At 71.0% G+C, this 16009-nt stretch carries 9 protein-coding genes; 5 read left to right on the plus strand and 4 right to left on the minus strand.

All coding sequences use genetic code 11. The features are described 5' to 3' along the window. The first annotated feature begins 35 nt into the window (after positions 1-35). Both IE255_RS12080 and IE255_RS12085 read left to right on the plus strand, forming a co-directional pair. Complete coding sequence (locus IE255_RS12080) at positions 36-1976, plus strand: SNIPE associated domain-containing protein (RefSeq protein WP_190050210.1); 1941 nt, start codon at positions 36-38, stop codon at positions 1974-1976. Between the two features lie 203 nt (positions 1977-2179). Then, positions 2180-4066 carry a DUF2075 domain-containing protein gene (locus IE255_RS12085; RefSeq protein ID WP_190050211.1) on the plus strand — a complete coding sequence of 629 codons (1887 nt, stop codon included), beginning with the start codon at positions 2180-2182 and terminating at the stop codon, positions 4064-4066. 507 nt (positions 4067-4573) lie between these two features. Here IE255_RS12085 and IE255_RS12090 read toward each other — a convergent pair. The 4 genes from IE255_RS12090 to IE255_RS12105 all read right to left on the minus strand — a co-directional run bounded on the left by IE255_RS12090 (position 4574) and on the right by IE255_RS12105 (position 9528). Continuing rightward, the gene (locus IE255_RS12090) at positions 4574-5926 is read right to left on the minus strand and encodes an AAA family ATPase (RefSeq protein ID WP_190050212.1); all 1353 of its coding nucleotides are present in this window, start codon (positions 5924-5926) and stop codon (positions 4574-4576) included. Next, positions 5923-7434 (minus strand): hypothetical protein, encoded by a 1512-nt coding sequence (locus IE255_RS12095; RefSeq protein WP_190050213.1) that lies wholly within the window; start codon positions 7432-7434, stop codon positions 5923-5925. Before IE255_RS12095 ends, IE255_RS12090 begins: the two co-directional genes overlap by 4 nt. Further along, positions 7431-8555, minus strand: coding sequence for a hypothetical protein (locus IE255_RS12100; protein ID WP_190050214.1), 1125 nt, complete (start codon positions 8553-8555; stop codon positions 7431-7433). The genes IE255_RS12095 and IE255_RS12100 overlap by 4 nt, the downstream gene beginning before the upstream one ends. Positions 8556-8634: 79 nt before the next feature. Next, positions 8635-9528, minus strand: a complete 894-nt coding sequence (locus tag IE255_RS12105; RefSeq protein ID WP_190050215.1) for a hypothetical protein — start codon at positions 9526-9528, stop codon at positions 8635-8637. A 143-nt stretch (positions 9529-9671) separates the two neighbouring features. On the opposite strand from IE255_RS12105, the gene IE255_RS12110 reads away from it, so the two are divergent. The 3 genes from IE255_RS12110 to IE255_RS12120 are packed head-to-tail and all read left to right on the plus strand — an operon-like array spanning position 9672 to position 15971. After that, positions 9672-11303, plus strand: a complete 1632-nt coding sequence (locus tag IE255_RS12110) for a PD-(D/E)XK nuclease family protein (RefSeq protein WP_190050216.1) — start codon at positions 9672-9674, stop codon at positions 11301-11303. Beyond that, positions 11300-12523 (plus strand): pPIWI_RE_Y domain-containing protein, encoded by a 1224-nt coding sequence (locus tag IE255_RS12115; protein ID WP_190050217.1) that lies wholly within the window; start codon positions 11300-11302, stop codon positions 12521-12523. Before IE255_RS12110 ends, IE255_RS12115 begins: the two co-directional genes overlap by 4 nt. Next, positions 12516-15971, plus strand: a complete 3456-nt coding sequence (locus tag IE255_RS12120; RefSeq protein WP_190050218.1) for a pPIWI_RE_Z domain-containing protein — start codon at positions 12516-12518, stop codon at positions 15969-15971. The genes IE255_RS12115 and IE255_RS12120 overlap by 8 nt, the downstream gene beginning before the upstream one ends. Positions 15972-16009: the final 38 nt, after the last annotated feature.

A 16009-nucleotide genomic window follows, 5' to 3' on the forward strand; every position in this document is an offset into this window, starting at 1 on the left:
GACCACCGTTGTCCGTACACTCCTCCCGATCCGACGTGGATGCGGCAGCAGCCGCGATCAAGGGCATCTGGTTCCCGGTCAAGGGCTCCGTGAAGAGCCTTCCCGAGGTGCTGATGCCGGACGAATCCGTTCAGGCCCTCGCTGTCGCCCACCACGACGGCGTGATGGGAGTGCTCGCCCTCACCGACCGCCGTGTGCTGTTCCGGGCGCAGGGGTGGACCGGCCAACGGCTCGTGTCCCACGCCCTGGGCGAGATCTCCGACTTGCGCTGGGCGGGCGGACTGGGCCAGGGAGTACTCACCCTGTCCGTCGCCGGATGGGCGGCCGAGTTCAAGAACATGGACAAGCGGGACGGCCAGAACCTCGCCGACCGCCTGCAGCAGTGGCGCCAGTGGTACGCCCAGCAGGTCGGCGTCGCTGCTCATCCCGCTCCCGGACAGCATCTCGCAGCACCGGCCCCTTTCGCAGCACAACCGTTCACCAGCTCCACACCTGCGCCCGTCCCCGCGCAGTCCGGGCCCACCACTCCGGCCACCTCAGCGCCGCAGCACTCGTCGAGGCCCGCCGGCAGTGGAGGTCTCTTCGGCCGCCGCCGGAAGGAAGCGGAGGCGGAGTCCGCCCGCCTGGGGGACGAGTTGCGTGCCCAGGCCGCCCATACCGAGGCCCTACGGGCGGAGAACCAGCGCCTGCTGGCCGAGCTGACCGCCCTCGCCGGCGCCGACGCGGCCCGCCTGGTCCAGGAGACCGAGCGCCTCCGCCGCACCCACACCGAGCACCTGACCGAGCTCCAGCGCATCGACACCGTCCTCGACGCGAAAGTGGAGGCGGCCGCCGAACGTGCCGAGAACGAGCTTCGGGGCACCCGGCAGCGGCTGCACGAGATGGAGGTACAGGCCCAGGAGGCCGAGCGCCGCCTGGCCGCGGCGCGAAGCGGTCTGGTCGTCACCGACGACCTGGTCCTGTTGCAGGAGGCCGGCATCTACGAGTACCGCCACCCGCTCGCGGACGCCTTGGCCTACAAGGCCGAACTCGACCGGATCAAGGACCAGTGCAAGGCTCTCACCAAGAACGGGCGGGCCGTCGTCGGAGTCACCGAGTGGACCGTCAACGGATCCGCTGCCGAGGGACGCCGCATGGTGCGTGACTTCTCCAAGCTGATGCTGCGCGCCTACAACGCCGAGGCCGACGCCGCCGTACGGGGCATGAAACCCCACCGCCTCGTCTCCCTCATCGACCGGCTGGTGAAGTCCCGGGAGACCATCGCACGGCTCGGCAAGACCATGCAGATCCGGGTGACCGACGAGTACCACCGGCTGCGGGTGCGCGAACTGGAACTGACCGCAGACCACTTGGCCAAGGTCGAGGAGGAGAAGGAGCAGCGTCGCGAGGAGCGGGCGCGGCAGCGCGAGGAGGAACGCCTGGAGCGGGAGATCGCCCGTGAGCGCGCCCGGCTCGACAAGGAGCGCAACCGCCTCATCCTCGCACTGAACCGGGCCCGTTCCGCAGGCCAGGCGGACCCGGCCCAGATCGCGGAACTGGAGCGGAAGCTCGGCGAGATCGACGTGGAGGAGGAGGCCATCAACCGCCGCGAGGCCAACAACCACGCAGGATACGTGTACGTCATCTCCAACATCGGCGCCTTCGGTGAGTCCATGGTCAAGATCGGCCTCACCCGCCGCCTCGACCCCATGGACCGCGTCAACGAACTCGGCGACGCCTCCGTGCCCTTCCGCTTCGACGTACACGCGCTGATCTACAGCGACGACGCCGTCGGCTTGGAACGCGCCTTGCATCAGGAGTTCGAGGACTGGAGGGTCAACAGGGTCAACGCACGACGAGAGTTCTTCCACGTGACCCCGGTGCAGGTCCGCGACGCCCTTGCCCGCCACGCGGGCCAGCATCTTCTGGAGTTCCACGAGGAACCGGATGCCCCGGAGTGGCGGGCCAGCACCGTGGCGGGACAGGGCCACCGCTGACACCGGACGGCTGAGAGGCGGCAGGGGGATACCGACAGCGATGCCCCTGCCGCCTTGGTGGCCCCCCGGACGGCTGTCAGACCCACCGGGTAATCTCGAGTTCATCGTCAACGCGGCCCGACGGGCTTCCGCTCCATCCCGGTGGAGTCTCCAGGACATGCCCCCACCCGCACGAGTCTCTTCGTGCTGCCTGGGGGAAATCCTTGCTGTTCCGCGCGTCCGCGAAAACGGTCGCCGTCATGGCACTCGACGGTTCACTGTTCCTTCACCTCACCGACCAGTTCGTCCACATGCACGGCTATCGGCCCGGCGCCTCGGAGGTCCGTTCCTGGGAGCGCAGCATCCCCGTCCTGGCCGCCGCACTCAACGACGCGGGCCTGGGGGACGTGGAGGTCATGCTGGAGTACGCGCTCCCGCTGAACAGCAAGCGCGCCGACGTCGTCCTGGCTGGAGTGCACCCGGTCACGGGAGAGTCGTCCTACGTCGTGGTCGAGCTGAAGCAGTGGAGCCAGGCACTGCCCCACGAGGACGACCCCACACTGTGCCATGTCGACGCCTACGCCCATCCGGTCCTCAACCCCATCGAGCAGGTACGCCGCTACTGTGAGTACCTCGTCAACTTCAATGGGGCGGTGGCCGAGCACGGCCACCGGGTGGCGGGAGTGGCGTACCTGCACAACGCCACCGAGTTCGGCGTGACCGGACTGCGGGAGATCGAGCGTGACGGCCGCGGACTGCTGTTCACCGCGGAACGCCGCGGAGCCTTCCTCGACCACCTTCGTACGAGGCTGAGCGACAAGCATCCAGGGGCCCGTGCGGCGGACGAACTGCGTGCGGGCGCCGCGGTGCCGTCGAAGCAGTTGATGTCCGTGGCCGCTGAGGAGGTGCGTGAGCGCACGCAGTTCGTCCTCCTCGACGAGCAGCAGGTCGCGTACCGCATGGTGCTCAACGCGGTGGAGAAGGCGAAGCACGCCGACCGCATGGAGGTCGTCATCGTCACGGGCGGCCCCGGCACCGGCAAGAGCGTCATCGCTCTCCAACTGCTCGGCGAACTCTACCGGCGTGGGGTTCCGGCGCTGCACGCCACCGGCTCGCAGTCGTTCACGAAGACGATGAGGAAGATCGCCGGAGCTCGCAAGCGGGAAGTCCAGGACCTGTTCAAGTACTTCAACAGCTTCATGACCGCTGAGAAGAACAGCCTGGGCGCGTTGATCTGCGACGAAGCCCACCGTGTCCGGGAGACTTCGGCCAACCGCTATACCCGCGCCGAGCATCGCACCGGCCGGGCACAGATCGACGAACTCATCGACGTCGCCTACGTGCCCGTGTTCTTCCTCGACGAGCATCAGGTCGTGCGACCTGGTGAGATGGGGACCGTAGCGGAGATCAAGGCCGCAGCGGAGAAGCGAGGCATCCCCTGCAATGTCGTCCCGCTGGACAGCCAGTTCCGCTGCGGCGGCAGCGACGCCTACCTGCGCTGGGTGGTCCGCCTTCTCGGCCTGGAGCCGGGTGGGCCGGTCATCTGGGAACCCGACGGCCGCATGCAGTTGCTGGTCGCCGACAGCCCGCAGGAGATGGAAGCCTTCCTCCAGGCTCGTCGCACTCAGGGATACGGCGCCCGGATGTCCGCGGGCTACTGCTGGCGCTGGTCCCCGGAACCCAAGCCCGGCGACCCGCTGCCGCCGGACGTCGTCATCGGCGACTGGGCCCGCCCGTGGAACCTGCGCGGCGACCGCTCCGTCTCCGGCGCGCCCCCGGCCGCCCTGTGGGCCACCGACCCGGCGGGCTTCGGACAGGTCGGCTGCGTCTACACCGCCCAGGGATTCGAGTACGACTGGTCCGGTGTCATCATCGGCCCCGACCTGGTCTGGCGCGGCGACCGCTGGATCACGGACCGCACGGCGTCCAAGGACCCGGTCTTCAAGAAGTCCACCCCCGACACCGACGTGGACCGCCTGATCCGCAACACCTACAAGGTGCTGCTGACCCGGGGCATGGTCGGCACGATCGTGTACTCGACGGATCCGGAGACGCGGGAGAAACTGCGGGAGCTGACGGCTGGGGTGGAACGGGAGACCGTACCGGCCTGACGGACAGGCCGAGGTTCGTCTGCGCTCAGGCGTTGTCGGAAGCCCGGCCGGGCCGGATCCTGCCGGGCTTCGCGCAGGCAGCGGCCGACCTGCGCAACGGGCAGCTCTGACCAGTCGGCTCTCGCGCCGAGCCAGGTGCGGAGCGGCGAACGTCGTGCCCGAGCCGTTATTTCCTCGTCAGGCCGTTGAGTTCACACCGGCGAAGGCGTGCAGGGCCACCTCCCCCGAGGCGCGGGGCGCGGTAGGGACGGCTCCACTCCGCGCGGCCCGCCACCTCGTCGGGGCCACCTCGACCTCCGCCGTCACCGGCTCGGATCCGACGGCCGGTTCTGGCTCGGGGGGCGTGCGGGGGGATCCGCAGCGCATGGTCGACCGCCATGTCGATCCGGAAGCTCGCCAGGCGCCCTCAGGCTGCACGCCGTAGCCCAGCCGTGGGGCGTAACCGACCGACAGGGTGATCAGGTCCTGGGGCAGGCCGGCTTTCTTCGACTGCGGGCGGCGTGAGAATCAGAAGTGGGCCGTGTGCTCGCTGTGCCCCAAGCGCTCCATCACCACCTGATGCGCCCGCCACCCGTCCGGAAACTTGGGCGGGACGTCCAGATACACCGGACTGCTGCGCGGATGCCGGTCCAGCAGGTCCGTGATTCCCGCGCGGGCCACCACCACGCAGGCGAAGCGGTGGCGGGAGAGCAGGACACACAGGCGGCCGGTCTCCAGGTGGAAGGCGGAGGCGTCCTGGCGGCCGGAGAGGGGGTGCCAGACGAGGGTGACATCGAACTCGCGGCCCTGAAGGCGGTTGGCGGTGTCCACCGTGATGGCCGTGCGGCCGCGTGCGGCGAGCCGGGATCGGACCGCGTCCGCCTGGACCGTGCGCGCCGCGCCGACCGCGATGCGCGACTCGGTGAGCGGCTCGCCGTTGACCAGCGCACCGCGCTCCAGGAGGCGGGCCGCCGTCGCCGCGAGGGCCTCGGCCATCTCCGGGTCGTCGTCCAGGGTGTGGCGGGCGGGCAGCTCCAGCAGGCCCCAGCCCGACTCCGCCGCGCGGGCCAGGACGGCGTCGTGCGGGGTCGTGCGGTGTGCCGCGCTGCGGTACGTGAGGACGCGGTCGGCGGCCTTCGTGCCGGAGGTGAACGGGTAGAAAGGGTAGAACGCCTTCTCCACCAGAGGCGCCGCCATCTCCGGCAGCCGCCAGGAGACGGGCAGTTGGTGGCGCTCCAGGTCCTCGTTGTGGGCGAGGGTGACGTCGACGGCGTTGCGCAGCGGGTCCCAGGTCAGGCCGTGCCAGCGGTCGGTGTCCACAGTCGCGAAGGGGTCGAGCTGGCCCGGGTCGCCGACGAACAGGACCCGTGAGTCCTCCGGGCCGAAGAGCGGTGCCGTGGCGAGCAGGGCATCCGACCGCATCTGGTACGCCTCGTCGACGATCGCCCAGCGCCACGGATCGCACTTGTCGGGCTTCACGTACGACCACTTCTTCGCCGTGGAGACCACGACCGGCAGGTCGCGCAGGTCTGATATGTCCTTGCTGCCCGTCACGTTGGCGTGCCGCCGCACCCGCTCCGGGAGCGTGAAGGTGCTCGCATGCAGGCGTCCGAGCGCGAGGTCCGGGTACTCCCGCGCGATGTTGTCGACCAGATCGTCCACCTGCTCGTTGGTCTGCGCGACGATCATCAGCTGGTGACCGGCCGCCGTGAGATGACCGGTGGCGCGCTTGACGAGCGTCGACTTCCCGGCGCCGGGCGGGGAGTCCACGACCACGCCCCGGCCGGTGGCCGTGTCCAGGCTGGACAGGATGCCCGCGACCGCCCGGTCGGCGAGCATGCCGGGGGCGGCAGGGGGGTCGGTGTCCGGGGCAGCGGTCATTCCCAGATCTCCTCGGCGTCCTCGTCGGTCGGTTCGTAGGGCTCGGGCGGGCCGCCGTGGGTCCACGGAGTGTCCTCCTCCGCGGGCAGGACGGACGGCATGGACTTGGGATCGACGGAGGTGTACGTGACCGTCTCGCCGACCTCGGCCAAGGTGCCCGGCGGCGCCGGGGGCTTGCGCGCCCGGTTGAAGCCGCCGTTGAGCTGGACCACCACGGTGTGCCCCTCGCCGTCCGGCACCACCTCGACGATCTGTGCCTTCTGCCCGGGGCGCGCCGGGCACTTGACCTCCTTGCCCGCGGTGAGCCGTACGGGCAGCTCGCTGTGCACGGTGATCGTCGGACGCCACACCATGGACCCGGGCCGTGGGCCGGGAGCGAAACGGTCCTCGTCGCGGGCCACGACCAGCCCCGTGAACGCCTCGCCCGACAGTTCGTACTCCGCCATCACCAAGGGGTCGTCGAACGCCCGTTCCGCGTCGTAGCGCGCCATCGCCTCCTCCAAGCGCGCCAGACGACGGGCCGCGCCCACGGCGTGGTCACGGCGGGCCTGCGGGCGGCCGTCCTCGTCGAGGTAGGCCGTGTACTCGCTGAACAGCCGACGGTCGTACGTCCACCGCTCGGCCACGTGCCCGCCCTCGGGGAGCCCGCGCAGCAGATCCACCCCGCGCCACACCAGCTCCCAGGTCGGCAGCATCTGGCCGCGTAACTCGCGGTCGATCTGGCGGCCGACGGCCTCCCGGCCACGGCCGTCGCCGGCCTCGTCGTAGCGGGACATCAGGTCGTGCAACGTCTGGTCGAAGACGACGTCCGTCGCCGGTCCCGCCGGTGGGAAGCGCAGCGGATCCTCCGCCTCACGGGCGGCCTGCGCGCCGGTGAGTCCGTCGGGCGGGTCGATCCAGGCCAGCAGGGAGGCAAGGTGGGAGTCCTCGGCGGGGCTCTGCCCGGTCGCCCAGTGGGCGGAGAGTAGCCGGGTCATGGCCTGAAACAGGCAGGAACCGGGAAACTCCGCCCGGTCCGCGAACCACGTCAGCCACTTGCCGAGGGCGGGCACGGACGGGTCCACGGCATACGGCCCCTCGACGGCACGCAGCCGGGTCAGCCGACCGAGCAGCCGGACGTACGCGATGCCTTCGCCGCCCGGGACCAGGAGCTGCGGCGCGCGCAGGAAGCGTCGACGCTCCTCCTTCTCCGCGCCGCGGCCCACGGTGTAGGTCTCCGTCTCCGCCGTACGGCACTGGTCGATGTACGGCAGCAGCAGTGCGGCAAGACGCTGGGTGAAGCGGAACCGTTCGGCTCGGTCACGTGGTTGACGCACCGTCAGCAAGGTCGGTCGCTCGCGGTCCGTCCCGGCGAGGGCGGCGAGCGGGGCGCACGCCTCTCCGGCGAGGGTGAGGGGGACCAGGACGAAGGGGTGGTCGTCGAGGTGGGCGTGGCGTACCGTCGTCAGCCGCTCGGCGCGGCCCGTCTCGGTGGCCCGGAGCGCGGCTACGGCGGCGAGCGTGCTCATGCGGCACCACCCCGGCGCAGTCGGCGCAGCCGTTCCGCCGCGCGCAACTGGTCGATGGCGGCAGTCTCGGCGGGGCCGGGCGCGTGCACACCCTCCAGGTACGCCAGGGCGGTGCGGGTGGAGTCGACGCCCGGAAGCGTGTTGCGGACCCTGCCGCCCAGCCGGGTAGGGGAGGCGCAGGCCGTGGCCTCGTCCCGGCAGTAGCGGGCCATCTCGCAGAAGGACAGGCAGTCGGGAGTGTAGGAGGCGTCCAACGCGCCCACCGAGGAGTCAAGTTCGTCCACGTCGCGGTCGGTGTCCAGGGTCGCCGAGGGCGGCAGAGCGAGTGCGAGGTCGTCGGCACGGCGCAGCCGGGTCAGCTGGAAACGCAGGGCGTCGAGTTCCTGGCGGAGGTCCACCAGACGGCCGTAGGGGCGGTTGGAGAAGTCCTTGGGGCAGATGAGCAGGAACTCGTGGGCGATCTGCTCCGGGTCGAGGTTCAGCTCCTCGAAGGTGCGGTGCAGGGCGAGGACGGACACGGCGGCCTGCTTCGCGGTCTGCGCGACAGCCGTCGGGTTCGCCTGCCCGTCGATCGCGGGAAAGGAGCGGATCTCGGCCACGTAGAACTTTCCGCCGACCCGGTGGGTCAGTGCCTGGGGCTCCAGATGAGCCGTCTGGCCGGCGACCTCCAGCGTCAGCAGCGGCCGGTCCAGAATCAGGCGCTCGTCGCTGCCGGAGGCCAGGCGGGCCAGCAGACCGCGGGTCTCCTTCGCCCGCCGGGTCAGGGAGGTGTCGCCGCCCACCGCGTTGAGGTCGGTGACCCCGGCTTCCTGCACGGGAACGCCGAGCTGTTCGCGCAGCAGCCGGATGAGTTCGGCGTAACCGCCCCACTTCACCAGGGCCTCGAACGCCTGCTCCCGTGCTATGGCGAAGGGCGACTGGCCGAAGCGTGGTTCGTAGCCCATGCGCTGGGCGAGCAGGGCCTTGTCGACGCCGGCGGCATCCAGTACAGCACGGCGGGAGCAGGCCGGGTTGGCGGTGAGGGCGGTTATTTTCCGCGCGGTGTACGGCTGTGGGGGGCGCGGCCCGCGTAGGGCGGCGAGCCGGCTGCCGGGAGGGTCAACAGGGTGCTGCGGAGGCATCTACTCTTCTTACCCGGTGTCGTGACACGGTGGTGTGCAGTGGCGGCTTGGAGACGTTCGCGGGTTCCCCGGCCGGGCGCTAGAGGCCCGCACCGCGCGCATCACGCAGGGCGTTGTGCAGCGGTGCCGCGCCGAAGAGCTGTTGGCTTTCGGTGAGTTGAGCGCATGCGCGGTCAGCGGCGGCGCCTCGCTCCGCGTCGTCGGCCTCTTGGTGGACCGCAGTTTCGGTGCGCGCCGCGGAGATCACCCGGGCCGGGTCGAGGTCGTCGTTGTCGTACGCGCCGGGGATGTTCAGCGCGAAACGGCGCAGCAGTTGCCAGGCGGCGTCCGACGGTGGATGGCCGGCCGCGGTGAGCCGTTGGATCTGCTCAGCGGTGCCGACGGCATGGGTGAGGAAGTCGACGCGCAGGCTGAGCGGTCCGATGACGCGCCGCTGGAGCGGCCAGACCGACACGGCCAGCAGACCACGCGCGGGCGTGAGCCGGTCGTGGGTGAGGGCCGCGCAGATGTAGTACGGGCGGGCGTACCCCTGGGCGTTGAAGGACCGTTCCTCGTCGCGGCGCAGCGAGGCGAGCTTGGTGGCGACGAGCGGCTCGCTGAAGAACGCCTCGTACACGGAGGAGATGAGCTTCGGAGCGGCGGGGGCGCCGAGCAGGGTGAGCGACTGGTGCACCTGTTCGCGGACGGGGACGGCTGCGTGAGCGGAACGTTTCCCTCGCGGTACCGGCTGTGAAGGGGGCGCTGCGGCGCGTGTCGCCCGAGGGGCGGGTGGGGGAGGCGGGGCCTGCTGCTCACCGGCTGCGGCCTCGGTCGCCTCCTCGGCGTCCAGCGCGTCCTCCCAGGCGGCCTCCGCCTCGCGCAGTTCGCTGCGGATCCGGGAAGCGGCAGCGGCGTCACGGGCGCGGCGGGCCTCGCGCAGCCGGGCGCGCAACTGCGACAGCCGCTCTTCCAACTCCTCCAGCGATGCGGTCATGTCGGCAGCCTACCGCTCCGGCCATTGAATTCCAAGCTGTGCCAATCTTTTCCAAAGTTCTGCGTTACGCTCGGTGGTGATGGCGCATCCGAGGTCTCGGCTGGGCCCGCTGAACACTGCGCTTCGGCCGGAAAGGGGAGGACATGGCGGACGCCACGGCATGGCGCAAGCCGCGATGGATGACGGGGGACGAGAGCCTGGTCCGGGTGGGGCCCGGGACCGGGACGGGCGGTGACGACGCGCACACCTGCCCGTCCCGGGACGCGGCCAAGGCCAGGCCGGCGGTCCGGGCGGGGGTGGCCTCCAGGTTGCCCCAGGAGCGGCTGGAGGACTTCACTCTCGGCCCGGTGTGCGAGGCCCTGGACCTGATGGAGTTCGACGGCACGCCTCTGGAGCGGGCGCTCAGCGCCCTGGCCCAGCGCCCACGGCCCCTGCATCCCGGGCATCTCGCCTACGCCGAGCACGCCGTCCGTCTCTACACCGGCCGACGCGACCCGCACGGCCTCGTACCGGTGAAGCCGTACTGGGTCGTGCGCAAGGACAACGGTCGGCGCTGGGAACTGTACGCGTGGTGGCGGCGTTATCAGTCGGCCGACGGCCGGCTGCGCGAGTACCGGCGGCTGAGGCACGCCGATGCGCGCGCGTCCGCGCCGGGCGAGACAGCCGTCGCCGCGTACGCCGCGGCCTTCGGCGCCAACGCCTCCTGGCCGCGGCGCTGGCACCAGGAGTTTCCGCTGCACCGTGCTCCGTCGCGGGTCACGCATGTACGGATCGTCGAGGTCGGCCTGGGCGACGGCTCCGAGTCCGTCCAGTTCGAGGGCACCGTCGCCGAGGCCAAGGCGTACTACGACACGCATGGCGACGCTCACGTCAGAAGCGTCGTCAACGGCGGCACCCCGCGCCCCGGCTCCGCGTGCGTCGACTGCAAGCAGTTCACGGGGTGCGACACCGTGCACCGCTCGCCTGGCGTACTGGCCTTGCCCTCGCGCAGGCTGCCGCTGCGCAAGGTCTCGGTGAGCGATCTGCGCTATCACGTGGTGTGCCCGGCCCAGGGCTTCCTGCGCTCTCTGCACCTGCCGAAGACGGACGAGTACAGCGACGCGGCCAAGCTCGGCCAGGCGGTGCACGCGTGGATCGAGAAGCTGCACCGACGGGACGGATGGCCGCCCTGTACGGCCGCCGACATGCCGGCCGAGGGCGAGAACTGGACACGCGGCCGATGGCAGGTCCCTGACGAGGAAGCCGAACTGGGCCGCAGGATGCTCCTGCAGCACGTGGCCGCCTGCCCGTTCCAGGACTCCGGACTCATCGAGCAGGCCGAGTGCGAGCCGCTCCGCGTGGTCCACGACACCGCCGCGCAGGCCCTCGTCATCGCCAAACCCGACCTCCTCTACCGGGAGGACGGCTCCTGGGTATGGCGCGAACTCAAGACCACCCGCAAGGCCCTGCGCCAGGGCACTGACCCCTTGGACACCTATCCCCAACTCGCCCTGGCTGTCGTCCTGCTGGCCCGCGGAGCGCTCGGCGGTGACCCGAGCGGCTCCCGGGTCGAGGTGGAGATCCTCCGGCCCGAGGATTCCACCCCGTACGTGATCGACCCGACCGACCCGCGGCGGGTTGCGAAGGCCGAGGCCGTGCTCCGTCGGTACGCCGGACCCTGGCGCGAGGACGACCAGTGGGAAGCCAGGCCGGGCCGGCACTGCCAGTGGTGCCCCGTCTCCCGGTGGTGTACGAGCGCCGCATCCGGCGAGAAGGCGGAGGAGGAGCAGGGATGAGCGCCCTGGACACGAGCGCCCCGCACACCGAGGACACCCGTCCCGGCTCGGAAACCGCCGCTCCCGAACCACCGGCCGCGGCCGGCGGAGGCCCGGACGAATCCCTGCTGCGGCAGATCGCCGGGGCCCTGGCCTGCCTGTCCCGGCTGCGCACGGTGCCGCATCCGGTCTACCCGGCCAAGGTGCAGAACGCCTACAACCGGCTCGTCCTGCATTGCCTGCGCCGCGGCGAGCAGCCACCGGGCAGCGTCCCGGAGATGGTCCGCTGGGCGTGCGAACGTCCCCTGCGGGCATGGCCGCTGGACCTGCCCGCCGAAGCCCGGACCGTCGGCGACCTGCTCGTCGATCCCGAGACCCGGCTGCCACACCAACTCTGCCTCGAATGGGAGGTCGACGCCGCCGACCCGGCGGCCGAACTCTTCGAGAACCAACGCATCCTCGAAGCCCTCGCCGAGTGCCGGTCCGCCAGGAACCCCAGGGCCTACACCGCCTTCCGGTCCCTGCTCACCACCAGACCGGTCCTCACCGGCGCCGAACTCGCCCTGCTGGGCGGGGACCCCGAGTGCGGCATGCTCCTCCAGCACGTCATCAAGCGGTGCTACGAACCGGTGCCCGCCTCCTACCGGCGCGCCGACGGCACGTACCAGCAGTGCGGACGCTGCCGCTGCCTGATGGTGCCCCTGCCCGACGGCGGCCACCGGTGCGAACTGGACCGCTGCCGCCGGGACGGCACGACCGGCACCGGAAACACCCTGCGTGCCGACCAGGGCGGCCTCCACCAGCTCAGCCGCCCCCTGCGGATGTTCGTCACCAGCCCGGGACTCGCCGAGACCGACCTACAAGCCGCCCTGCGCAGGAGGTTCGGCATCACCGCCGAGATGTGGCCCCACTACGACGCCTACGACCTGCGCGTCCCCCTGCCAGACGGCCGGTTCTGGGCCGTGGACGTCAAGGACCGGGTGAACCCCGTCCAGCTCGCCCGCACCCTCACGCCCTTCCGCACCGACCCGCCGTACGACCGGGCCTTCCTCGTCGTGCCCCGTTACCGCTTCCGGGACAACGAAGCGTACGGCCGGCAGTTCCGGCGCCACCTGCCCGACGCCCTGGGCGACCGGGTCACCCTCCTCGACGACCGGGCCTTCCTGCGTCTGGTCGGTGACGAGCTCGCCGCCCGCCCGGGCACACGCCCCGACGCCATGGAAGGAGACCGCCATGCGTGACCGCAGTGGCTGGCACCGCCGCTGCTCCCCGCGGCAGCTGAATGAGGTGTGGCCGGACGACCTCGGCTCCTTCCGGCCCGGTGACCTCCTCGACGTCGAACTCGGCCTGTACCTCCTGCAGAGCGTGACCCCCACCCGAGCCGCCATAGACGTATGGCCGCTGCTCGGGGGCTACCCCTACAGCGAGGCGTTCGGCGACGTACGGTCCGACGAGCAGCGCCTGCGCATCCTGCGTGCCCGGCACCACCTGTGGGACCTCAGGCGCGGACGGGCCTGGACGGAAGCGCTGACGGCGTACCTCGACGTGCCGCAGCAACTGCGCGGATACGACCTCGACGACCCGCACTCCGTTCCGCGCCGCCGGCAACCCTCCCGCGCTGCAGGACGGTTCGACGTCTTCGAGGAACTGCTCACCCAGGCACCCGAGTTCGCCACCCGCAGCCTCCCGCTCGCCGAAACCGGCGAGTACACCTTCCGCGCACAGGACCGCGTGCACGCCGTGGAATTCCCGCAGGACCTGCTGATCGGGACGGTGCCGCGCGCCCACGCTCTGGACGTGCTGCCCGGCGGACAGGGCGAACCCATCGACGTCACCTGGGCGGAACTGGAGAAGGCCGCCGAAGCGATGGACTGCGCCGAAGCCGCGTCGGCGAACGGACACGGCAACGACTGGGCCGGGCGGCTGCGCCGCGTCAAACTGCTCGTACGCGACGACGAACTCGGCCGCTTCACCCGGAAGGGGCGGCTCAGGGTCGACCGGCTGCTGCACATGGTGGGCATGGTCGGCGCGGGCAAGTCCACGATCCGCGACATCCTCACCTACCACCTGGTCACCCAGTCGCCCCGCCGCGTCACCATCGTGGTCGGCGACGTCGCCGAGACCCTCGCCGTCGTCGAGCAGTTCCACCGGCTCGGCGTACCGGCCGCGCCCATCCTCGGCCACTCCACCCGAGAGCGGAACATCAGTCGGCTGCACCGCCGTACGGCCACCGCGGGAGCCGCGACCATGCTCGGCCACGACCACTCCGGGTTCGCCTACCTGAGCAGCGCCTGTCCCGTGGACGTCCTGCGGGGCCTGGAAGCACGCCGGCCGCTCGGTATCCGGGAAGCCCCCTGCCTGGGGCTGTACACCGTTCCGGAACAGGAGGAAACCGCCGCGGCGGATCCCCTGCTCGACGAGGAGTACCCGACCGCGGAAGCCGCCCCCGCCGAAGACCGCCCCAAGCCGCAACGGCGGCTGTGCCCGCTGTGGCACCGATGCCCCCGGCACCGCGGCGCCCGGGATCTCGTCGACGCCCGCGTCTGGGTCGGCACGCCGGCCGGCCTGGTACACAGCTCCGTACCGCAACACCAGCACGACGAGCAACTGCGCTATCTCGAACTCGCCTGCCGCCTCACCGACCTGATCATCCTGGACGAGGCCGACCGCGTGCAGATGCAGCTCGACGCGGCCTTCGCCCCGGCCAGCACTCTGGTGGGCAAGTACCCCAACTCCTGGTTCGACGAGGTCGCCGTCCACAAGTTCCAGCAGATGGCGCGCGACGGACGGCTCCAGCTCTCGGCACGCGACGTCGACGACTGGACCAACGCCGTCAACACCGTCAGCGCCGCCACCGACCGGCTCTACGCCCTGCTGGTCAAGGACGACCAGCTCAGGCGATGGATCAGTGTCGACTACTTCAGCGCCTACACACTGCACAATCTGCTGCTCGACAGCTGGTTCCCCGGCCGGGCCCAGGGCGAGCAGCCACCCCCGGCCGCCCGCACGCTGGACGATGCCCTGCTGCGTTTCCGCGACGACCCGCTCCACGAACAGCCGGACCAGGGCGACGACGAGGTGACACCACTCGTGAACACCTTCGTGCACCTCACCCTGGAACTCCTCCACGCGCCCCAGGGCGCCCGCACCCGTGAACGGCTGCGCGCCACGCTCACCGGCATCGTCGGCCAGGGCTCCGCCGCCCTCGAGCGGACCGGGATCGACGTCCAGGCCCGGCGTTTCGAGTTCACGCTGATCCTCGCCGCCCTGCACAGCCGGCTCGACTTCATGACCACACTGTGGCCGCGCGTCGAAGCCGCCCTCCAACTGGAGAACGCGTCCAACCAGCTCTCCCGCAGGCCACCCAAGGACTACGAGCCGGTCATCCCCGAATCCCCCATGGGCAACGTCCTCGGCTTCCAGTTCCGCCTCGACGACCGGGAGCGGGACGGCGGCCGCAGCGGCGAGCTGCGCTTCTTCCACTGCAACGGCGTGGGCCGGGAACTGCTCCTGCGCCTCGGTGACCTGTGTTCGGTGGACGGGCGTCCCGCCCCGCACGTCCTGCTCATGTCCGCCACCAGCTGGGCCGGCACCTCCAGCAGGTACCACCTGCACACGGAGGTCGGCGCCGTGCTCCGCCCGCTGGACGACGAGGTCGAGGCCGTCCTCGGCACCGAGTTCCGCAAGGAGTTCCTCCACTGGCCCGGCGATGACCAACCCCGTCCGGTGCGCCTGTCGGGCTGCGACCCCGAGGAACGCCCGCAGGCCCTCCTGGAGATGCTGCGGCAACTGGCCGTTCCCGACCGCAGCCTGCCCGGCTCGATCAGCAGGCTGGACACCGAACTCCGCGAGATCGACGACGAGGACCGGCGCCGCCTTCTGCTGCTCGTCGGCAGCTACGAGGAGGCACGCCGGGCTGCCGAGTACCTGAACCAGGTCCCCGAGTGGAACGGCCGCGTCGTCCAGCTCGTCTCCGACGACGCCGACGCGGACACCGCCTGGAACCGGCTGCCCGAGGACACCGGGGTACGCACGCTCACCCGCGGCGATGTGAAGTCCTTCCCCACCGTGGGCGGTGACCTTCTCGTCGCCCCGCTCCTGGCGGTCGAGCGCGGACACAACATCGTGCTGCCCGGAGGCAAGGCGGCGATCGGCAGCGTCTACTTCCTGGCCCGCCCCCACCCCCGGCCCGACGACATCACGCTCGCCATCCAGTCCATCAACGACTGGGCGGTGCGGCACCTGCGCGACGTCGGCGGAGTCTTCACCCAAGGGGTCCTCGCCGGGGCCACGCCCCACGAGGCCGCCATCGGCTTCCGCAGTCGCGCCTTCCGCCAGTGGAACCGGTACCTCACCCGCCGACTGGCCTGGTCCAGCCTCCGCGACGACGAGAAGGCCGCGTTCACCTGGGACCAGCTCGTGGTGATGTGGCAGGTCATCGGTCGCCTCGTACGAGGAGGCGTCCCCGCCCGCGTGGTCTTCGTCGATGCCGCGTTCTCGCCCCGGGAAGCCGGCTTCCAGTCCACCGACACGCCCGACACCAGCCTGCTGGCCAGCATGCGCGCCGTGCTCGCCCCCTACTTCGACGACGCGGATGGCGTCACGGCCCCGGAGCCGCCGGCGCTCGACAAGTCCCTCGTACGGGAACTGTACGAGCCCCTGTACCGGGCCCTCGTGGACATGGGCTGACAGCCGTCCCTTGCTGCCCGCACCTGGACTCAGCACCC

The sequence above is a fragment of the Streptomyces lomondensis genome, assembly GCF_014651035.1.
Taxonomy (GTDB): Bacteria; Actinomycetota; Actinomycetes; order Streptomycetales; family Streptomycetaceae; genus Streptomyces; species Streptomyces lomondensis.

Excerpts from the sequence above, each read along its gene's own strand:
- IE255_RS12090 (WP_190050212.1), bottom strand. The coding sequence starts at position 5,926 with ATGACCGCTGCCCCGGACACCGACCCCCCTGCCGCCCCCGGCATGCTC.
- IE255_RS12095 (WP_190050213.1), bottom strand. The coding sequence starts at position 7,434 with ATGAGCACGCTCGCCGCCGTAGCCGCGCTCCGGGCCACCGAGACGGGC.
- IE255_RS12100 (WP_190050214.1), bottom strand. The coding sequence starts at position 8,555 with ATGCCTCCGCAGCACCCTGTTGACCCTCCCGGCAGCCGGCTCGCCGCC.
- IE255_RS12105 (WP_190050215.1), bottom strand. The coding sequence starts at position 9,528 with ATGACCGCATCGCTGGAGGAGTTGGAAGAGCGGCTGTCGCAGTTGCGC.
- IE255_RS12110 (WP_190050216.1), top strand. The coding sequence starts at position 9,672 with ATGGCGGACGCCACGGCATGGCGCAAGCCGCGATGGATGACGGGGGAC.
- IE255_RS12115 (WP_190050217.1), top strand. The coding sequence starts at position 11,300 with ATGAGCGCCCTGGACACGAGCGCCCCGCACACCGAGGACACCCGTCCC.
- IE255_RS12120 (WP_190050218.1), top strand. The coding sequence starts at position 12,516 with ATGCGTGACCGCAGTGGCTGGCACCGCCGCTGCTCCCCGCGGCAGCTG.